The sequence below is a fragment of the Marinobacter confluentis genome (assembly GCF_004785685.1).
GTDB classification, from domain to species: Bacteria; Pseudomonadota; Gammaproteobacteria; order Pseudomonadales; family Oleiphilaceae; genus Marinobacter; species Marinobacter confluentis.
In genome coordinates this window covers 150,437-168,103 of the sequence record NZ_SRPF01000005.1, presented here as the reverse complement: position 1 = coordinate 168,103, position 17,667 = coordinate 150,437, and the positions used below count along the sequence as shown (strand labels likewise).

At 56.3% G+C, this 17,667-nt stretch carries 23 protein-coding genes; 22 read left to right on the top strand and 1 reads right to left on the bottom strand.

From position 1 onward, the window contains the following. Nucleotide 1 precedes the first annotated feature (1 nt). The 16 genes from rplX (at nucleotide 2) to rplQ (ending at nucleotide 8,214) form a co-directional block, all read left to right on the top strand. Entirely contained in the window at nucleotides 2–322 is a 321-nt protein-coding gene (gene rplX / locus E5Q11_RS15520) for a 50S ribosomal protein L24 (RefSeq protein ID WP_135804367.1), read from the top strand. Nucleotides 323–337: 15 nt separating this feature from the next. Next, entirely contained in the window at nucleotides 338–877 is a 540-nt protein-coding gene (rplE, locus tag E5Q11_RS15515) for a 50S ribosomal protein L5 (protein ID WP_135804366.1), read from the top strand. Between the two features lie 12 nt (nucleotides 878–889). Further along, nucleotides 890–1,195, top strand: coding sequence for a 30S ribosomal protein S14 (gene rpsN, locus E5Q11_RS15510; protein ID WP_135804365.1), 306 nt, complete (start codon nucleotides 890–892; stop codon nucleotides 1,193–1,195). Nucleotides 1,196–1,283: 88 nt separating this feature from the next. Further along, nucleotides 1,284–1,676 (top strand): 30S ribosomal protein S8, encoded by a 393-nt coding sequence (gene rpsH, locus E5Q11_RS15505; protein WP_135804364.1) that lies wholly within the window; start codon nucleotides 1,284–1,286, stop codon nucleotides 1,674–1,676. Nucleotides 1,677–1,685: 9 nt separating this feature from the next. Continuing rightward, nucleotides 1,686–2,219 carry a 50S ribosomal protein L6 gene (gene rplF / locus E5Q11_RS15500; protein WP_135804363.1) on the top strand — a complete coding sequence of 178 codons (534 nt, stop codon included), beginning with the start codon at nucleotides 1,686–1,688 and terminating at the stop codon, nucleotides 2,217–2,219. Nucleotides 2,220–2,228: 9 nt separating this feature from the next. Continuing rightward, on the top strand, nucleotides 2,229–2,576 hold the full coding sequence (gene rplR / locus E5Q11_RS15495) for a 50S ribosomal protein L18 (RefSeq protein ID WP_135804362.1): 348 nt from the start codon (nucleotides 2,229–2,231) through the stop codon (nucleotides 2,574–2,576). Between the two features lie 12 nt (nucleotides 2,577–2,588). Continuing rightward, a complete protein-coding gene (rpsE, locus tag E5Q11_RS15490; RefSeq protein WP_135804361.1) occupies nucleotides 2,589–3,089 on the top strand; it encodes a 30S ribosomal protein S5 in 501 nt (166 codons plus the stop codon). 4 nt (nucleotides 3,090–3,093) lie between these two features. Next, complete coding sequence (gene rpmD / locus E5Q11_RS15485) at nucleotides 3,094–3,282, top strand: 50S ribosomal protein L30 (protein WP_135804360.1); 189 nt, start codon at nucleotides 3,094–3,096, stop codon at nucleotides 3,280–3,282. Nucleotide 3,283: 1 nt separating this feature from the next. Then, nucleotides 3,284–3,718, top strand: a complete 435-nt coding sequence (rplO, locus tag E5Q11_RS15480) for a 50S ribosomal protein L15 (protein WP_135804359.1) — start codon at nucleotides 3,284–3,286, stop codon at nucleotides 3,716–3,718. Between the two features lie 17 nt (nucleotides 3,719–3,735). Beyond that, nucleotides 3,736–5,058: a preprotein translocase subunit SecY gene (gene secY / locus E5Q11_RS15475; protein WP_135804358.1), complete on the top strand. Its 1,323-nt coding sequence runs from the start codon at nucleotides 3,736–3,738 to the stop codon at nucleotides 5,056–5,058. 30 nt (nucleotides 5,059–5,088) lie between these two features. Further along, nucleotides 5,089–5,202 (top strand): 50S ribosomal protein L36, encoded by a 114-nt coding sequence (gene rpmJ, locus E5Q11_RS15470; protein WP_008174902.1) that lies wholly within the window; start codon nucleotides 5,089–5,091, stop codon nucleotides 5,200–5,202. Nucleotides 5,203–5,344: 142 nt separating this feature from the next. After that, nucleotides 5,345–5,701 carry a 30S ribosomal protein S13 gene (gene rpsM, locus E5Q11_RS15465; protein WP_135804357.1) on the top strand — a complete coding sequence of 119 codons (357 nt, stop codon included), beginning with the start codon at nucleotides 5,345–5,347 and terminating at the stop codon, nucleotides 5,699–5,701. Nucleotides 5,702–5,714: 13 nt separating this feature from the next. Beyond that, the gene (gene rpsK / locus E5Q11_RS15460; RefSeq protein WP_004580767.1) at nucleotides 5,715–6,104 is read left to right on the top strand and encodes a 30S ribosomal protein S11; all 390 of its coding nucleotides are present in this window, start codon (nucleotides 5,715–5,717) and stop codon (nucleotides 6,102–6,104) included. Between the two features lie 18 nt (nucleotides 6,105–6,122). Then, complete coding sequence (gene rpsD, locus E5Q11_RS15455; protein WP_135804356.1) at nucleotides 6,123–6,743, top strand: 30S ribosomal protein S4; 621 nt, start codon at nucleotides 6,123–6,125, stop codon at nucleotides 6,741–6,743. Nucleotides 6,744–6,777: 34 nt separating this feature from the next. Beyond that, nucleotides 6,778–7,782 (top strand): DNA-directed RNA polymerase subunit alpha, encoded by a 1,005-nt coding sequence (locus tag E5Q11_RS15450; protein ID WP_135804355.1) that lies wholly within the window; start codon nucleotides 6,778–6,780, stop codon nucleotides 7,780–7,782. 33 nt (nucleotides 7,783–7,815) lie between these two features. Continuing rightward, nucleotides 7,816–8,214, top strand: a complete 399-nt coding sequence (gene rplQ, locus E5Q11_RS15445) for a 50S ribosomal protein L17 (protein ID WP_135804354.1) — start codon at nucleotides 7,816–7,818, stop codon at nucleotides 8,212–8,214. A gap of 64 nt (nucleotides 8,215–8,278) precedes the next feature. Here the strand turns inward: rplQ and uvrA are convergent, their stop codons facing one another. Further along, nucleotides 8,279–11,104, bottom strand: a complete 2,826-nt coding sequence (uvrA, locus tag E5Q11_RS15440; protein ID WP_135804353.1) for an excinuclease ABC subunit UvrA — start codon at nucleotides 11,102–11,104, stop codon at nucleotides 8,279–8,281. A 163-nt stretch (nucleotides 11,105–11,267) separates the two neighbouring features. Between uvrA and E5Q11_RS15435 the strand changes: the two genes are divergently transcribed. From E5Q11_RS15435 to mshL, 6 genes are all read left to right on the top strand, one after another. Next, nucleotides 11,268–12,638 (top strand): MFS transporter, encoded by a 1,371-nt coding sequence (locus E5Q11_RS15435; RefSeq protein WP_135804352.1) that lies wholly within the window; start codon nucleotides 11,268–11,270, stop codon nucleotides 12,636–12,638. A 58-nt stretch (nucleotides 12,639–12,696) separates the two neighbouring features. Further along, entirely contained in the window at nucleotides 12,697–13,197 is a 501-nt protein-coding gene (gene ssb, locus E5Q11_RS15430) for a single-stranded DNA-binding protein (protein ID WP_135804351.1), read from the top strand. 340 nt (nucleotides 13,198–13,537) lie between these two features. Further along, nucleotides 13,538–14,887 (top strand): PilN domain-containing protein, encoded by a 1,350-nt coding sequence (locus E5Q11_RS18035; RefSeq protein WP_225315049.1) that lies wholly within the window; start codon nucleotides 13,538–13,540, stop codon nucleotides 14,885–14,887. Next, nucleotides 14,884–15,585: a type II secretion system protein GspM gene (gspM, locus tag E5Q11_RS15420; protein WP_135804350.1), complete on the top strand. Its 702-nt coding sequence runs from the start codon at nucleotides 14,884–14,886 to the stop codon at nucleotides 15,583–15,585. The genes E5Q11_RS18035 and gspM overlap by 4 nt, the downstream gene beginning before the upstream one ends. A gap of 1 nt (nucleotide 15,586) precedes the next feature. After that, entirely contained in the window at nucleotides 15,587–15,925 is a 339-nt protein-coding gene (locus tag E5Q11_RS15415) for a general secretion pathway protein GspB (RefSeq protein ID WP_225315050.1), read from the top strand. Nucleotides 15,926–15,954: 29 nt separating this feature from the next. Then, on the top strand, nucleotides 15,955–17,667 hold the full coding sequence (gene mshL, locus E5Q11_RS15410) for a pilus (MSHA type) biogenesis protein MshL (protein WP_135804349.1): 1,713 nt from the start codon (nucleotides 15,955–15,957) through the stop codon (nucleotides 17,665–17,667).

Sequence of the window (17,667 nt, the reverse complement as noted above, 5' to 3'; positions counted from 1 at the left end):
TATGAAAAAGATCAAACGAGATGACGAAGTTATCGTCACTACGGGTAAAGACCAAGGCAAACGTGGTAAAGTCCTGAAAGTTCAGGACGATGGTCGAGTGCTTGTTTCAGGGATCAACATGATCAAGAAGCACACGAAACCAAACCCGATGCTTGGCACCCAGGGTGGCATCGTCGAGAAAGAAGCACCTATCCAGGCTTCCAACGTGGCTATTTTTAATCCGCAGACCGGCAAAGCCGATCGCGTAGGCTTCCAGATCAAGGAAGACGGCGCCAAAGTGCGGATTTTCAAGTCCACGAAAGAAGTCGTCGATAACCAGTAAGCGGTGGTGGTTACGATGCTTAATATGAAAGAGCAGTACAGTCAGGAAGTGGTACCCGCCCTGCAGAAAGAGTTCAGCTACAAGAACATCATGCAGGTGCCGCGTATCGAGAAAATCACCCTGAACATGGGTGTCGGCGAAGCGGTCGGTGACAAGAAGCTTATTGAGAATGCTGTGGCGGATCTAGAGCGCCTGGCAGGTCAGAAAGCAGTTGTCACCCTGGCACGTAAATCCGTTGCGGGTTTCAAGATCCGTGAAGGTTGGCCGATTGGTTGCAAGGTTACCCTGCGCGGTGAGCGTATGTGGGATTTCTTTGATCGCCTGGTTCACATTGCGGTTCCCCGCATTCGTGACTTCCGCGGCCTGAATCCCAAGTCCTTCGATGGTCGTGGTAACTACAGCATGGGCGTGCGTGAGCAAATCATATTCCCCGAGATCGAGTACGACAGAGTCGACAAGATCCGCGGTCTTGATATCACCATTACCACCACTGCCGGTACCGACGATGAAGGTCGCGAACTGTTGAAAGCGTTCGGCTTTCCGTTCAAGAAATAAGGAACGAGTGTAATGGCTAAGGTTTCCATGAAGAACCGGGAGTTCAAGCGCGAAGCGACGGTTGCGAAGTTTGCAGCCAAGCGTGCTGAACTCAAGGCGATTATCAAAAACCCGAATACCAGCGATGATGACCGTTGGGATGCCCAGGTGAAGCTGCAAAAGCTTCCCCGCAATGCAAGCCCGTCGCGTCTTCGTAATCGTTGCCAGGTGACAGGTCGTCCCCACGGCGTTCTGCGCAAGTTCAAGCTGTCTCGCATTAAATTGCGTGAAGCTGGTATGCGCGGTGACGTACCGGGTCTGACCAAAGCAAGCTGGTAAGGCAGGTATCAGGCCATAGGCCCGATACCCGTTGGTAAGCGGTGTAGCGCACCGCTGCACAACTAAAAAGAGCAGGAGTCTCATACCGATGAGTATGCAAGATACGCTTGCGGATATGTTCACACGTATTCGTAATGCACAGATGGCACAGAAGGTCGACGTGGCCATGCCATCTTCAAAAATGAAGATCTCCGTAGCCCAGGTCCTGAAGGACGAAGGTTACGTGTCAGATTTTTCCGTTTCAGCTGATGCCAAGCCCCAGTTGACGATTAATCTCAAGTATTTCGGCGGCAAGCCGGTCATTGAGAAAATCACGCGGGTAAGTCGTCCAAGTCTGCGCCAGTACAAGGGCACAGGGGAACTGCCGAAGGTTTCCGGTGGTTTGGGAGTCGCGATTGTTTCTACGTCGAAGGGCGTTATGACAGATCGCGCTGCACGTGCTGCCGGCGTAGGTGGCGAAGTCATCTGCACCGTATTTTAGGAGAACACTATGTCCAGGGTTGCCAATAATCCTGTCGTTCTGCCTTCCGGTGTTGAAGTTAAGCTGAACGGACAGGAAATCAATGTGAAGGGTTCCAAAGGAGCGCTTCAGATTACTATCCATCAGGCGGTCGAGGTAAAGCAGGAAGAGAACGTCCTGCGTTTCGCAGCTCGTGATGGCGCCAAACAGTCCCGCGCTCTTGCTGGTACGACCCGTGCGCTGGTGAACAACATGGTTACCGGTGTCACGACAGGTTGGGAGCGCAAGCTCGCACTGACGGGCGTAGGTTACCGAGCCCAGGCGCAAGGTAAGAAGCTCAATCTGACACTGGGTTTTTCGCACCCGGTTGAATACGAGCTGCCCGAGGGGATTACCGCTGAAACTCCGTCCAATACGGAAGTTGTGATTCGCGGAATCGACAAGCAACAGGTTGGCCAGGTCGCTGCTGAAGTCCGCGCGTTCCGTCCGCCCGAGCCTTATAAGGGCAAGGGTGTTCGTTATGCGGATGAGCAGGTCAGACGCAAAGAAGCCAAGAAGAAATAAGGCGGGACTATGAGCGCGAATAACGAAAGATTGCGTCGCGCACGTAAAGTGCGCATGAAAATCCGTAGGCTGGGTACTGACCGTCTGTGCGTTCACCGCACGCCGCGTCATATGTACGCCCAGGTTACGACTGCAGACGGCAGCAAAGTGATTGCCGCTGCCTCCACGTTGGATAAGGACCTGCGCCAGGGTGCAACCGGTAACGTGGACGCCGCCAAGAAAGTCGGTCAGCTGATTGCTGAGCGTGCCAAGGCGGCAGGAGTGGAGCGGGTTGCTTTTGACCGTTCCGGTTACCGTTATCACGGTCGTGTACAGGCTCTGGCCGACGCAGCCCGTGAAGCTGGCTTGCAATTCTAAGAGGTGGAGAAGATGAGCGTTAACGAACAGAAGGCGCCTGAGCTCCAGGAGAAGCTGGTCCAGGTCAATCGCGTTGCCAAGGTGGTCAAGGGTGGTCGTATCTTTGCGTTTACCGCACTGACTGTTGTCGGCGATGGCAAAGGTCGCGTTGGTTTTGGTCGTGGCAAGGCGCGTGAAGTGCCGGTTGCGATCCAGAAAGCGATGGAAGCTGCGCGAAAGAATATGGTTGATGTTCCGCTGGACGGAAATACCCTGCAATACGCCGTCAAGGCGCAGCACGGTGGTTCCAAGGTCTACATGCAGCCTGCATCCGAAGGTACCGGTATTATCGCCGGTGGCGCCATGCGCGCCGTACTGGAAGTTGCCGGTGTGCAGAACGTACTGTCCAAGTGTTACGGGTCAACCAACCCGGTGAACGTGGTACGTTCCACCATCAAGGGTCTCCAGGCAACTCAAGCGCCTGAAGATATTGCAGCCAAGCGCGGTAAATCCGTGGAAGAGATTCTGGGTTGAAGTCATGGCGAACGCAAAAATGATCAAAGTAACTCTGACCCGCAGCCCGATCGGCTGTCAGCCCAAGCACAAGCTTTGTGTGAAGGGCCTGGGTCTTCGCAAAATCGGTCACACCGTTGAAGTGGAAGATACACCTTCCGTTCGCGGCATGATCAACCGGGTTAACTACCTGGTTCGGGTAGAGGAGAACTAGGATGCGTCTGAACGAACTTAGTCCAGAGCCCGGTTCACGCCCCGCCGCAAGGCGAGTAGGTCGTGGTATCGGTAGCGGTCTCGGTAAGACCGGTGGCCGTGGTCACAAAGGTCTGAAAGCCCGGTCCGGTGGCAGTGTAGCTCCCGGTTTCGAGGGTGGTCAGCAGCCGTTGGCCCGTCGTCTGCCGAAGTTCGGCTTTACATCGCGTCAACAGCGCTATGTGGCTGAAATTCGTCTGAACGAACTGGCGAAAGTGGATGGCGACGTTGCCGATCTGGAAGCTCTGAAGAAAGCAGACATCATTCGCGACGAAATTCGTGAAGCCAAGGTCATCCTGTCCGGCGAGCTGGACCGTGCGGTGACTGTCAAGGGTCTGAAAGTGACCAAAGGCGCACGCGAGGCGATTACTGCCGCGGGCGGTAAAGTCGAAGACTAAGGCGAGTCGAGGACTAAATGGCCAAGACAGCATCATTGCCTGCGGGCGGGGGAAAAGGACTGGCAGAGCTGCGTTCGCGGCTCTGGTTTGTCTTCCTGGCACTGTTGGTGTACCGGATCGGTGCCCATATACCAGTTCCGGGCATCAACCCTGAGCGCCTGGCAGCACTGTTTGAGCAGAATCAGGGCACAATCCTGAGCATGTTCAACATGTTTTCCGGTGGTGCGCTTGAGCGCATGAGTATCTTCGCGCTTGGCATCATGCCGTACATCTCTGCCTCTATTATCATGCAGCTCATGACGGCGGTCAGTCCGACGCTTGAGCAACTGAAGAAAGAGGGCGAAGCTGGTCGCAGGAAAATCAGCCAGTACACTCGCTACGGCACAGTGATCCTTGCGCTTGTTCAGGGTACTGGTATTTCGGTAGGGCTTGCGTCCCAGGGCGTAACTTTTAACGATAGTTTCAGCTTCCACTTTGTGGCGGTTGTGTCCTTTGTCAGCGGTGCCGTGTTCATGATGTGGCTCGGTGAGCAGATCACCGAGCGCGGCGTTGGTAACGGGATTTCGTTGCTGATTTTCGCGGGTATTGTGGCAGGTCTGCCCGGTGCGATCGGCCAGACCCTTGAGCAGGCCCGCAATGGCGAAATGAGCCTTTTGCTTGTTCTGGGCATTGGTATCCTGGCGGTTGCGGTCATTGGATTCGTGGTCTTCATGGAGCGCGGGCAACGACGGCTTACGATCAACTATGCCAAGCGACAGCAAGGTCGACGGGTTTTCGCCCAGCAGTCCAGCCATCTGCCGCTGAAGGTGAACATGGCGGGGGTTATTCCGCCGATCTTTGCCTCTTCCATCCTTCTGTTCCCGGCTTCGCTGGGTCAGTGGTTTGGCCAAGGCGAGGGTATGGAGTGGCTGAGCGATGTGTCTCAGGCACTGGCGCCAAGCCAGCCTCTGTACATCATTCTGTTCGCTGCGGCCGTCGTGTTTTTCTGCTTCTTCTATACGGCGTTGATGTATAACCCGAAAGAAGTTGCCGACAATCTCAAGCGCTCAGGCGCCTTTATTCCGGGCATTCGTCCGGGCGATCAGACCGCCAAGTATATTGACGGTGTGCTGACCCGCCTGACCCTGTTCGGTGCAATGTACATTGCAGCAGTGTCCCTGTTCCCACAGTTTCTGATGGTGGCGGGTAATGTGCCCTTCTATCTGGGCGGCACGTCACTGCTGATTGTTGTAGTCGTGGTGATGGATTTCATGGCTCAGGTTCAGTCGCATCTGATGTCGCATCAATATGATTCGTTGATGAAGAAATCCAATCTCAAGGGCTATGGTCGGAACGGTTAAAGCCGTTCCCCTTGAAAACTGGAGTCGACAATGAAAGTACGCGCTTCGGTAAAGAAAATTTGCCGTAACTGCAAAGTAATTCGTCGCAATGGCTCAGTACGGGTCATTTGCTCGGAGCCTCGTCACAAGCAGCGCCAGGGTTAAATCCGCAAGGGTTCAGCACTGACATTGCAGAGGGTACGAATAATAGCGCTTGACCTCGCACGGGGTCAGGCGCTATTATTTCGCGCCCTTTTATAGTGGCGGAAAATTCACACAGCAAAGCTTTGAACGCGGAGTAATTTGGATGGCACGTATAGCCGGTGTCAATATACCCGATCACAAACATGCTGTTATCTCACTGACTTATATTTTCGGAGTCGGTAAGACAGCAGCCCAGAAGGTTTGCGATGCAACCGGCGTCAAGCCGGACGTCAAGGTCAAAGACCTGTCCGACGAGCAGCTTGAGTCACTTCGTACAGAAGTAGGCAAGCTGGCTGTCGAAGGCGATCTGCGTCGTGAACTTCAGATGAACATTAAGCGTTTGAAGGATCTCGGTTGCCACCGTGGTCTGCGTCATCGTCATGGGCTTCCCGTCCGTGGCCAGCGCACCAAGACCAACGCACGCACCCGTAAAGGTCCTCGCAAACCGATTCGTAAGTAACAGGTAGGCAAACATGGCAAAGCCAGGTACACGTACCCGTAAAAAGGTGAAGAAGACGGTTGTTGATGGCGTCGCGCACATTCACGCGTCCTTCAACAACACTATCGTGACCATTTCTGACCGTCAGGGCAATGTATTGTCCTGGGCCACCTCTGGTGGTTCCGGTTTTCGTGGGTCGCGTAAAAGCACACCTTTTGCTGCGCAGGTAGCAGCTGAAAGAGCCGGTAATGCGGCTGCTGAATACGGCCTTAAAAACCTGGACGTAGAGGTTAAAGGTCCGGGGCCCGGACGTGAATCCGCTGTACGCGCGCTTAACGGCTGCGGGTACAAGATCACCAACATCACTGATGTGACGCCGATTCCCCATAACGGTTGTCGTCCGCCCAAAAAGCGCCGCGTCTAACACAGGAGACAGTGAATTATGGCTCGTTATATAGGCCCGAAGTGCAAGCTGTCTCGTCGTGAAGGGACAGATCTTTTTCTGAAGAGCGGTGTTCGCGCGCTCGATACGAAGTGCAACATCGAGACTCCGCCGGGTATGCACGGCGCGCGTCGCGGTCGTCTGTCCGAATATGGCGTACAGCTTCGTGAAAAACAGAAAGTCCGTCGTATCTACGGCGTTCTGGAAAAGCAATTCCGCAACTATTACAAAGAGGCCGCCCGCGGCAAAGGTGCAACGGGTGAAAACCTGCTGCAGCTGCTGGAAGGTCGTCTGGATAACGTTGTTTATCGCATGGGCTTTGGTTCCACCCGTGCAGAGTCCCGTCAGCTCGTTTCGCACAAGGCGATTCTGGTGAACGATAAGCTGGTGAACATCCCGTCTTATCAGGTCAAGCCAGGTGATGTCGTGAGCGTACGTGAGAAGGCAAAAAACCAGCTGCGCGTCAAAGGCGCTCTGGATCTGTCTTCCAGCCGCGCACCGGTGAGCTGGGTAGAGGTCGACGCCAGCAAGATGTCCGGCGTTTACAGTTCAGTACCTGAGCGTACTGAGTTGCCGGCCGACATCAACGAGAACCTCATCGTCGAGCTTTACTCCAAGTAAAGCCTGATTTGCAACGATAGCAATAGGGGCGTCTATGCAGCGTTCAGTACATGAGTTATTGACACCTCGTACCATTGACGTGAAAGAGTCCAGCGCAATGCGCGCCAAGGTGACGCTTGAGCCTCTCGAGAGAGGCTTTGGCCACACCCTGGGCAGTGCCCTGCGTCGCATTCTTTTGTCTTCAATGCCGGGCTGCGCGATCACCGAGGCACAGATTGACGGTGTTCTGCACGAATACAGCGCGATTGAAGGTGTCCAGGAAGACGTCATCGAGATTCTTCTGAATCTCAAGGGCGTTGCGGTAAAAATGGGCAGCCGTGATGATGCCGAGGTCACTCTGAACAAGAAGGGCCCGGGTGTTGTCACCGCAGGCGATATCACACTGGATCACGACGTTGAGATTACCAACCCGGATCATGTGATCTGTCACCTCAGCGCCAAAGGCGAGATCAACATTCGTCTTAAGGTCGCTCGCGGTCGTGGCTATGAGCCAGCGGATCAGCGTGGCCTTGAAGAAGACGAGACTCGCGCTATCGGGCGCCTGCAGCTGGACGCCACCTTCAGTCCTGTTCGCCGCGTCGCCTACGCCGTAGAGAGCGCGCGTGTTGAGCAGCGCACTGACCTGGACAAGCTGGTTATTGATCTGGAAACCAATGGCACCATCGATCCGGAAGAAGCGATTCGCCGGGCCGCGACTATTCTCCAGCAGCAACTGGCAGTATTTGTCGATTTTGATCATGAGAAAGAGCCAGAGCGCGTTGAGGAAGAGGAAGAAATTGATCCGATCCTCCTGCGCCCGGTTGATGATCTGGAACTGACAGTGCGTTCAGCGAATTGCCTGAAAGCTGAAAATATTTACTACATCGGCGATCTGATCCAGCGCACAGAAGTTGAGCTGCTTAAGACGCCTAACCTTGGTAAGAAGTCGCTCACTGAGATCAAGGACGTACTGGCCTCACGTGGTCTGTCCCTGGGTATGCGTCTTGATAACTGGCCGCCGGCTAGCCTTCGTGGCGATGACCGGGTACTGGGCGGTTAATCGCCGATTAGTTTAAGGTAAGGAATTAGAGCAATGCGTCATCGTAAGAGTGGTCGTAAGTTCAGCAGGACCAGTGCGCATCGTAAAGCCATGTTCCGTAACATGACTTCGTCACTGGTTGAACACGAGCTGATCAAAACTACTTTGCCCAAAGCGAAAGAGCTTCGCCGAGTAGCAGAGCCTTTGATCACGCTGTCAAAGAATGATTCGGTCGCGAATCGTCGTCTGGCGTTCTCACGCCTGCGTGACGATGCCGCCGTAGCCAAGCTGTTCAATGAGCTTGGCCCGCGGTTTAGTGAGCGTCCGGGTGGATACCTCCGTATCCTGAAGTGTGGCTTCCGTGCAGGCGACAATGCCCCAATGGCATATGTCGAAGTGATCGGTCGTCCGCTGGATGTGGAAGTAGAAGAAGTTGAGGAAGGCGAAGGGTAAGAATCTTTGCCGGAATTAGAAAAACCGGAGGCTAAGGCCTCCGGTTTTTTTATGCCTGTTTGCTTTACCTTGTCAGCAGGGGCTTCAGGTAGTGGCCGGTATGGGAAGCGCTGTTCCGAGCAACCTCTTCCGGCGTACCTTCGGCAATAATCCTGCCGCCGCCGGAACCACCTTCGGGACCCAGGTCCACGATCCAGTCAGCCGTTTTGATCACATCCAGGTTATGCTCGATCACGATCACGGTATTGCCGTGGTCCCGAAGACGCTGCAATACGTTCAGCAGTTGCTGGATGTCATAGAAGTGCAGACCCGTGGTGGGCTCATCCAGGATGTAAAGTGTCTTACCCGTGTCGCGCTTGGAAAGCTCTTTGGCCAGTTTCACCCGCTGGGCTTCGCCTCCGGACAGGGTAACGGCGCTCTGGCCCAGGCGTATATAAGATAGCCCCACGTCCATCAGGGTCTGTAGCTTGCGCGCCAGAAAGGGCACCGGCTCGAAGAACTCTCGAGCTTCTTCCACGGTCATTTCCAGAACCTCGTGGATGTTTTTGCCCTTGTATCTGACCTCCAGGGTTTCGCGGTTGTAACGCCGGGCCTTACAGACATCGCAGGGCACATACACATCTGGGAGGAAGTGCATTTCCACCTTGATGACGCCGTCACCCTGACACGCTTCACAGCGCCCGCCTTTGACGTTAAAAGAAAAACGTCCCGGCTTATACCCTCTTGATCGGGCCTCCTGGGTGCCCGCAAACAGCTCCCGGATCGGCGTGAAGAGTCCGGTATAGGTTGCCGGGTTGGATCTCGGAGTCCGTCCAATGGGGCTCTGATCGATATCGATGACCTTGTCCAGATGCTCCAGCCCTTTCAGGTGTTCATAGGGCGCGTGGCTCAGGCTGGTCGCCTTGTTCAGCTTGGCAGCGCAGACAGGGTAAAGTGTGGCGTTGATCAACGTCGATTTGCCAGAGCCGGAAACGCCTGTAACGCAGGTCATGACACCCAGTGGAATGGACAAGGATACATTCTGAAGATTGTTGCCTGTGGCACCGGTCAGCGTCAGGTGCTTGCCGTTACCTTTCTGGCGAACGCCCGGAATGGCAATTTTCTTGGTGCCGTTCAGGTACTGCCCGGTCAGTGAGTTTGCGTTGGCAATGATTTCTTCCGGCGTTCCCTGGGCGATTACATGGCCGCCGTGGACACCGGCCCCCGGCCCGATGTCGATTACGTGGTCCGCTGCGCGAATCGCATCCTCGTCATGCTCGACTACGATGACGGTATTGCCGAGGTCACGGAGATGGGTCAGGGTAGCGAGCAGTCGGTCATTGTCCCGCTGATGCAGGCCAATTGATGGCTCATCCAGAATATACATAACCCCGACCAGCCCAGCACCAATCTGGCTAGCAAGGCGGATACGCTGGGCCTCACCGCCGGATAGAGTGTCGGCGCTGCGCTCGAGGGTCAGGTACTCCAGGCCTACGTTCACCAGAAATTGCAGGCGCTGGCGAACTTCTTTCAGAATTTTCTCGGCGATTTCACCTTTGCGCCCGGGCAATGCCAGGGTCTGGAAATAATCGTAAGCCTCGCCCACCGGCAGATGGGTCAGGTTGGAAATATTGTTCTGCTCAATGAATACGTGCCGTGCGCTTTCCCGCAGGCGTGAGCCGGAGCAGGTCTTGCACCATTGCTGGCTCAGGTGCCGCGCAAGTTCTTCCCGCATGCTTTGGGAGTCAGTCTCACGGTAGCGGCGTTCAAGATTTGGCAGAATGCCTTCAAATGGATGCGCTTTTTCCATGATGTGACCGCGAGAGTTTACGTAGCGGAAGGGCACGTCTTCGTCAGTCCCATAAAGCAGGACCTCGCGAAAGTCTTCTGGAAGTTCCTGCCAGGGCGTATCCATATCAATGCTGAAATGGTCCGCAACGCTGGCCAGCATCTGGAAATAATAAACCGCACGTCTGTCCCAGCCCTTGATGGCGCCTTCGGCCAGGGTGGCTTCCGGGTGCTGAACAATTTTCTCTGGATCGAAAAACTGCTTCACTCCCAGCCCGTCGCAGGTTGGGCAGGCGCCAGCGGGGTTGTTGAAGGAGAACAGTTTGGGTTCCAGTTCGCTAAGCGCGTAGCCGCACTGGGTGCAGGCATAGCGGGCAGAAAAAGTGTGTTCCTCTCCTGCGGGTTCACCGTCCATGGGCGCCACCAGGGCAATGCCATCGGCAAGGCCGAGGGAGGTTTCGAAGCTTTCCGCCAGGCGCTGCTCCAGACCGGCTTTGACCTTGAAGCGGTCCACCACCACATCAATCTGGTGTTTGCGTTTCTTGTCCAGGGCGGGCACGTCATCAATGTCGTAAACAGTACCGTCGACCCTTATTCGGATAAAGCCCTGGCTTTTCATGGAATCGATGACGTGCTGGTGTTCGCCTTTACGGTCCCGGATCACCGGAGCCAGAATCATCAGCTTGCTGCCTTCCGGCATCGCCAGGACCTGATCCACCATCTGGCTGACCGTCTGGGCTTCCAATGGCTGGCCGTGCTTGGGGCATCTTGGTTCCCCGGCCCTGGCAAACAGCAACCGCAGGTAGTCGTAGATTTCGGTGATCGTGCCGACGGTGGAGCGGGGGTTATGAGAGGTGCTTTTCTGCTCAATGGAGATGGCAGGCGACAGACCTTCAATATGATCCACATCAGGCTTTTCCATCATCGACAGAAACTGACGGGCGTAAGTGGACAGGGATTCAACGTAGCGCCGCTGACCCTCGGCGTAGAGCGTATCGAACGCCAGAGAGGATTTTCCCGAGCCGGACAGGCCGGTAATCACGATCAGCTTGTCCCTCGGCATATCCAGGTCAATATTTTTCAGATTGTGGGTTCTGGCCCCTTTGATCTGGATATGATCCATAACACTCCTCGGCAAAGAAAAACGATAAGTATACCGCGTTTGGGCCCCGGGCTGCTAAAGCTCTAACCGGCAGGCAGAACTGCCCCGGGTTCATCGGTTCTGGTACAATGCGCGGCCGGAAGACGCACCACTGGTGCCGAACTCATCCTTTAAAAGGCAAACCATGAATTCTCTCGAAAGGCGCTCGGTAGCGGCACTGGCATCGGTTTACGCCATGCGTATGCTCGGGCTTTTCATGGTAATGCCGGTGTTTGTACTGCTGGGTGATGACCTTGACGGTGCCACTCCCATGTTGATTGGCCTGGCCATCGGCATTTACGGCCTGGGCCAGGCGCTGCTACAAATTCCATTCGGCATGCTGTCTGACCGCTTCGGCCGTAAGCGGATGATCTATATTGGTCTTGCACTGTTCGCCATGGGCAGCCTGCTGGCTGCTTCCGCTGATTCGATATACGTTGTAATCGCGGGTCGGATTCTTCAGGGTGCCGGCGCCATCGCCAGTGTGCTGATGGCACTGCTCAGTGATCTGACCCGGGAGGAAGAACGCACCAAAGCGATGGCGACGGTGGGCGTGTCCATCGGGCTTTCTTTCTCGCTCTCTCTGGTGGTTGGTCCTTTGCTGGGCTCGGCTTTCGGCCTTGCGGGCATTTTCTATGTCACCGCGGGGCTGGCGCTGATCGCAATGCTGATTGTGTCAAGGCTGGTCCCTACACCTCATCTGCACACCGTCAGTGCAGATACCCAGCCGGCCAGGAAAATGCTGGGCCGGGTAATGGCAGACCCCCGGCTGTTGCGGCTTGATTTTGGCATTTTTGCGCTGCATCTGGTGCTGACTGCAATATTCCTGGTTTTCCCAACCCTGCTTCAGGACCAGTTCAACCTGCCCTCAGCTTCGCACTGGTGGTTTTATCTGACGGTTATGGTCACCTCCTTTTTTGCCATGGTTCCTTTCATCATCATTGGCGAGAAAAAGCGCAAGATGAAGCCGGTCCTCTGTGGTGCGATTGTCATGCTTACCCTGAGCACTGCCGCTATCGGTTACCTGTCCAGTTCCCTGATGGCCGCGTGGGCGGTGCTGTTCTTCTTCTTCATGGCATTCAACCTGTTGGAGGCGAGCCTGCCGTCCCTGGTGAGCAAGGAGTCGCCGGCCGCTGCCAAAGGCACGGCCATGGGCGTCTATTCCACGGCCCAGTTCATGGGAGCGTTTCTGGGCGGTTCGTTGGGTGGCATATTGCTTGAACAGGCCGGATTACAGGGCGTGGTCTGGCTGATGGTTGGGGTGCTTATGTTGTGGTTGTTGGTGGCGCTCACCATGCCCGCCCCGGGCCATACCGCCAGTTTCGTGGTACAGTTGCGACACGAAGCGCCGACGCAGTTCGATGATATCGACGAGAGCCTGCGACGGCTGCCGGGCGTGCAGGATGTTGTTATTCTGGAAGGCGCTGACACAGCCTATCTGAAGGTTGACCGGCGGCAGTTTGATGCAATGCGGCTTGCGGACTTTCCTTTTGTCCTGCCAGTAAACGAAACTTGAACTCAGGTGGCCCGAAGGGATGACGGGCTGACCAAAGACGCACAATCAGGAGTGAATCATGGCACGAGGCGTAAACAAGGTTATTCTGATCGGTAATCTGGGCCAGGATCCGGACACCCGTTACACCCCGAATGGCAATGCGGTGGTGAACCTGAACCTTGCAACCGACGAAAGCTACAAGGACAGACAGACCGGCCAGCTGGTGCCGAAAACTGAATGGCACCGGGTTGTGATGTTCGGCAAGATTGCCGAGGTTGCCGGCCAGTATCTGCGCAAGGGCTCGAAGGTCTACATCGAAGGCAAACTGCAGACCCGCAAATGGCAGAACAAGGAAGGTCAGGACGTCTATACCACTGAGGTTGTGGTGGATATCAACGGCCAGATGCAGATGCTGGACAGCCGCGGCGGCGACGGTGGTGGTGCCAGCCAGGGTGCGCCAGCAGGTCGTCCCCAGCAATCAGGCGCGGCGCCGGCACAGAATCAGGCGCCTCAGCAACAGCCATCCCAGGGAAGCATGCCCGAGCCGATCGACGACTTCGACGACGACATTCCATTCTGAAGGTAACCTTGCCCGCCAACCAGGCTCCGAATAATCGGAGCCTGGTTGTGTTACCGACTTGCAAAAAGTGAGTTAAATCGAACGAAAAACATGGAATTAGAGTGAATAGTTCAACTACTATTCAAGAGGAATCCATAATTGCTCATTTTTTGACTCCCGAGGCTGGCGAGTGATCCGTGGCTTTATAACAAAAATAACTGGTCGTTCTAGTCGTCGACAGCGGCTCTTTCTCGAGATCCGCCCTGACGGTATTGCCTGGGCGACAGCCGGGGCAGAGACTGGTTTTATAGAGTGCCCGTCCGCCAGGCGAGAGCAGGAATTAAGCTCGGTTGTCGATCAGATGGGCTGGGCCGGCGCCCGGGCCACACTGGTGCTGCCACTGGATCAGTACCAGGTTTTCCAGCTTGAGCGCCCCGACGGCGTTGATCAGTCTGAGTTGGGCGATGCGCTCAAGTGGAAACTCAAGGACCTCCTGGACTACAGCCCGTCTGAAGCCGTTTCCGACGTTTTCCCATTCCCTGAAGATGCCTCTCGCGGTCGTGGCGACCTGGTCAACGTGGTCGCGGCCCGCAAATCGCTGGTTCGAGACCTGGTCGACCTGGTCAGCGCCTGCGACCTGGAACTTGTTTCCATTGATATCGCCGAGCTGGCGCTGAGCCATCTCGTCGCGCTGCTGGATGAAAATCAGCGTGGCGCTGCACTGGTTCACATGCGTGGCCGATATGGCCAGATGGTGGTGGGAAAGGGCAACACCCTGTATCTCTCCCGCCGGCTGGATGTTTCGGTTGATGATCTGCACGATGCCTCGCAGCAGGAGAATGCGGTTCAGTCACTCGCACTGGAAATGCAGCGCTCACTGGACTATTACGAGAGCCAGTTGGGGCAGGTGCCACCGACGAAAATCCGGTTTGTGACCCGTGATACCTCGTTACCCTTGTCTTCCATGCTTGGCTCCTATGTGGCCAGCACTGTCGAAACTCTGGACTGGGCTGATCTGGGCCATGACGATTCCATTGACAAACGTTGTCTGTCTGTCTGGAGCGCCCGCCTGGGCGAGGCTGACCCGAAGCTCGCTTCGCAGAAGCATCAGCACATCAATCTGTATACCGATGAACTTCGGCCGGTTAAAGAACACCTGCAGGCTGGGACCGCTGCAGCGGCGTTGACACTGGTGCTTGTCGGGCTGGTGTTTGCCGCAGGATTCGTACGCTACCAGAACGCTGAACTGGATAACCTGCTGCTGCAGCGCCAGCAGCAGGTAGACCGGCTGGAGCAGTCGGTTGCCCAACTGACTCAGGAGGCCCAGTCGCGGCAGCCAGACCCACAGGTCGAAGCCGCCCTGGACCGGGTGAGTGAGACTCTGGTTCGCCGTGAACGGCTGCTTGCGCAGGTCGAGGGTTTGATGTCGGAAGACACGACAGGCTTTGCAGAACCTCTGTCAGCCTTGGCCCGCCAGGTCCCCGGTGGGCTCTGGCTGACACGGATCCGGCTGAATGCCCAGAATGGTGATGTCGCTCTGGATGGGCAGGCCCAGTCGGGAAGGCTGGTGCCTTCCTATCTCGAAGCGCTGGGGGAAGAACCGGCGTTTCAGGGCAAAACCTTTGGCGCCTTCCGGATGGACCGGAGTGAACAGGGCAACTGGATCGAGTTCCGGGTAGCGACGGATGAAAGCACCGGGGAGGACTCATGAGCCAGGGTCTGAAGCAGTCCTGGGAAAAAGGCGCGGTCTGGTTCAACCAGCGACCCATTCGTGAGCGGGTATTGATTACCCTCACCGGAGTCGTGCTGCTGTTGGTGATTGTGTGGGAGCTTGCAGTTACGCCCGTGGTGGTCAGCAATAACGGACTCAAGATTCAACTGAAGAATCTGGATCAGCAACAGCAGGCGCTGCTTGATCAGCAACAAGCGCTCATTGAGCGCCTGTCGTCGGATCCTTCCCGGGAGCTGAGGGAGCGTCTGGCCTCCCGTCAGTCCAGGCTGGACCGCCTGGATGCAGAGCTGGCGGAAACCACCGGGAAACTGATTGCACCCCGCGCCATGGTCAGGCTGCTTCAGGAGATTCTGGTTGCCCAGAAAGGGCTTGAGCTGGTGACTGTAGAGCTGTTGTCACCGACGCCCATTTTTGATCAGCAGGCAGAATCAGACGGCACCAACGCCCCGGCCGACGATTCCGGAACCACAACCGGGCCGCTGCTTTACGCCCACGATGTCGAGCTGGTAATCCGGGGCGGTTATCTGGATGTGCTCAGCTACCTTGAAACACTGGAAGGCATGGATAACCGTCTGGGCTGGGTGTCGCTGGACTACCGGATGCTCGACTACCCGAACAATGAAATCCGCATTCGGGTTCGCACGCTGAGCCTTGACCGGGCCTGGTTAGGAGTCTGATATGGCAAGCCATGGTTACCGTTTTTGCTGGATACCTGTGGTTGTCAGTCTGATGCTGCTGGGTGCCGATGTTCATGCCCTGCAGGATCCTACCCGGCCGAATGGTTTCAGGGTGCCGCAGGCAGAACCGGCACAGCAAAGGTCCTTTGATCTGGCGTCGATTATTATCGGCACTGATCGCAGGATTGCAGTTATCGACGGTCAGGCCCGTCGGGAAGGCCAGACCTTTGACGGGGTCCGCCTCCGGCGGATACACCCGGACCGGGTAGAGCTGGTCGATCAGGGACGAGTACGTATTTTAAGGCTTGATACCCTTCCGCAAGTGCGGAGTTCTCAATGAGCTGGAAACTGAGAAACAGACGAGCAGCTATGACACTCAATCAGACAATGATCAGCCTGTTGCTGGCAGGCGTCCTGGTGGGCTGCAGCAGCAACCCGCTGATGCGAACCAGCCAGGCCACATCGACCGACGCCGCTCAGGCCATCGATGATGAGCTGGCAGAAGCAGAGGGCAACGCCCCTGACTCCCAACCTGAACCGGACAGTCGGGCAGGCATGGACGAATCCCTGAGCCAGGCACTTCTGCCGCCGCTAGCTCCCAGTGCCAGCAGCGATGACCGGTTCGACATTAATGCCAGTGGCGTGGCGGCCGCGCCTTTCTTCCAGGCTCTGGTTGAGGGCAGCCGGTACAACGTGGTGGTGTATCCCGAGGTGGACGCGCTAATTGATCTGCGCCTGAGGGATGTTACCGTGCCTGAGGTGATGGCCATCGCCGGCGACCTTTATGATCTTGATATAGAGCGCCAGGGGCGTCTGTTTCAGGTCAAGGTCAACGGCATCCAGACCCGGATCTTTCCCATTGATTACCTGAACTTCAAACGCCGCGGGGGCTCCGAAACACGGGTCAGTTCGGGTCAGGTGAGCAGTTCCCGGGATAATTCCAGTGGTGCTGGCAGCTCCGGGCGTGCATCCCGGGATGGCGGGGAAACCGCCAATCTTGTGGGCACCCGGATCTCCACCGAGACCCAGTCCGATTTCTGGCAGGACATTGAAAGAGCGCTAGCGATGATTGCCGGCACAGATTCAGCCAGCCAGGTCATTGTGAACCCGGGGGCCGGTCTGGTGATGGTACGTGCCAACAGTCAGGCGATGGGACAGGTGGAAGAATATCTGCGCCGTACCCAGTTGATCATGCAGCGCCAGGTGGTGCTGGAGGCCAAGATTCTTGAAATCGAGCTGAACGAGGGCTACCAGCAGGGCATCAACTGGGCGGATGTGCAGCGGGGGTCCAGAATCACGGCGGCTGACGGTCTGCCTGAGGATTTCACCGCCCAGGCACTGGCCGGGCAGGCCATCCAGACGTCCGATATTGGCGGGCTTTTCTCGGCCAGTGTCCGCGCCGGTGATTTTACCGGGCTGATTGAGCTTCTGGGTGAACAGGGCAATGTACAGATTCTGTCCAGCCCGCGTATCGCGACCGTGAATAACCAGAAGGCGGTGATCAAGGTCGGAACGGACGAGTTCTTCGTGACCGACATCGATTTTCAGGACGACAACAACGTAAACAGCGCGTCCGACAGCACCTCGACGTCCGTCGAACTGACCCCGTTTTTCTCTGGCATTTCTCTGGATGTGACGCCTCAGATCGCTGAGGACGGCACCATCATCCTGCACGTTCATCCGTCAGTCAGTGAAGTGAATGACCAGGAAAAACTGATCACCGTTGGCAACCAGGATGTCACCCTGCCACTGGCCAGAAGCACGGTGCGGGAAACCGACAGCGTGATTCGCGCGGAGAGCGGGCAGATCGTGGTGATCGGCGGCCTGATCCAGAACAGCAGCGAGGACAACAATTCCGCGGTGCCGTTTTTCAGTGAGATACCGGTGTTGGGCGAGCTGTTCAAGCAGCGCCGCTTCCAGTCCACCAAAAGCGAGCTGGTGATCCTGCTTCGCCCGGTTGTCGCCGGTGCTGAGGAAATGAAGGCCGACGTCTCTGCAAGCCGGGAACGCATGAACGTGCTGCGTGACGTACTGGAATCATCACAATCCACCATCCCCCAGGCGGAGAAAGCCGACCGATAG

What these genes read in the sequence shown, in the direction of transcription:
- rplX (WP_135804367.1), top strand. Translation starts at nt 2, where the DNA reads ATGAAAAAGATCAAACGAGATGACGAAGTTATCGTCACTACGGGTAAA.
- rplE (WP_135804366.1), top strand. Translation starts at nt 338, where the DNA reads ATGCTTAATATGAAAGAGCAGTACAGTCAGGAAGTGGTACCCGCCCTG.
- rpsN (WP_135804365.1), top strand. Translation starts at nt 890, where the DNA reads ATGGCTAAGGTTTCCATGAAGAACCGGGAGTTCAAGCGCGAAGCGACG.
- rpsH (WP_135804364.1), top strand. Translation starts at nt 1,284, where the DNA reads ATGAGTATGCAAGATACGCTTGCGGATATGTTCACACGTATTCGTAAT.
- rplF (WP_135804363.1), top strand. Translation starts at nt 1,686, where the DNA reads ATGTCCAGGGTTGCCAATAATCCTGTCGTTCTGCCTTCCGGTGTTGAA.
- rplR (WP_135804362.1), top strand. Translation starts at nt 2,229, where the DNA reads ATGAGCGCGAATAACGAAAGATTGCGTCGCGCACGTAAAGTGCGCATG.
- rpsE (WP_135804361.1), top strand. Translation starts at nt 2,589, where the DNA reads ATGAGCGTTAACGAACAGAAGGCGCCTGAGCTCCAGGAGAAGCTGGTC.
- rpmD (WP_135804360.1), top strand. Translation starts at nt 3,094, where the DNA reads ATGGCGAACGCAAAAATGATCAAAGTAACTCTGACCCGCAGCCCGATC.
- rplO (WP_135804359.1), top strand. Translation starts at nt 3,284, where the DNA reads ATGCGTCTGAACGAACTTAGTCCAGAGCCCGGTTCACGCCCCGCCGCA.
- secY (WP_135804358.1), top strand. Translation starts at nt 3,736, where the DNA reads ATGGCCAAGACAGCATCATTGCCTGCGGGCGGGGGAAAAGGACTGGCA.
- rpmJ (WP_008174902.1), top strand. Translation starts at nt 5,089, where the DNA reads ATGAAAGTACGCGCTTCGGTAAAGAAAATTTGCCGTAACTGCAAAGTA.
- rpsM (WP_135804357.1), top strand. Translation starts at nt 5,345, where the DNA reads ATGGCACGTATAGCCGGTGTCAATATACCCGATCACAAACATGCTGTT.
- rpsK (WP_004580767.1), top strand. Translation starts at nt 5,715, where the DNA reads ATGGCAAAGCCAGGTACACGTACCCGTAAAAAGGTGAAGAAGACGGTT.
- rpsD (WP_135804356.1), top strand. Translation starts at nt 6,123, where the DNA reads ATGGCTCGTTATATAGGCCCGAAGTGCAAGCTGTCTCGTCGTGAAGGG.
- E5Q11_RS15450 (WP_135804355.1), top strand. Translation starts at nt 6,778, where the DNA reads ATGCAGCGTTCAGTACATGAGTTATTGACACCTCGTACCATTGACGTG.
- rplQ (WP_135804354.1), top strand. Translation starts at nt 7,816, where the DNA reads ATGCGTCATCGTAAGAGTGGTCGTAAGTTCAGCAGGACCAGTGCGCAT.
- uvrA (WP_135804353.1), bottom strand. Translation starts at nt 11,104, where the DNA reads ATGGATCATATCCAGATCAAAGGGGCCAGAACCCACAATCTGAAAAAT.
- E5Q11_RS15435 (WP_135804352.1), top strand. Translation starts at nt 11,268, where the DNA reads ATGAATTCTCTCGAAAGGCGCTCGGTAGCGGCACTGGCATCGGTTTAC.
- ssb (WP_135804351.1), top strand. Translation starts at nt 12,697, where the DNA reads ATGGCACGAGGCGTAAACAAGGTTATTCTGATCGGTAATCTGGGCCAG.
- E5Q11_RS18035 (WP_225315049.1), top strand. Translation starts at nt 13,538, where the DNA reads ATGGGCTGGGCCGGCGCCCGGGCCACACTGGTGCTGCCACTGGATCAG.
- gspM (WP_135804350.1), top strand. Translation starts at nt 14,884, where the DNA reads ATGAGCCAGGGTCTGAAGCAGTCCTGGGAAAAAGGCGCGGTCTGGTTC.
- E5Q11_RS15415 (WP_225315050.1), top strand. Translation starts at nt 15,587, where the DNA reads ATGGCAAGCCATGGTTACCGTTTTTGCTGGATACCTGTGGTTGTCAGT.
- mshL (WP_135804349.1), top strand. Translation starts at nt 15,955, where the DNA reads ATGACACTCAATCAGACAATGATCAGCCTGTTGCTGGCAGGCGTCCTG.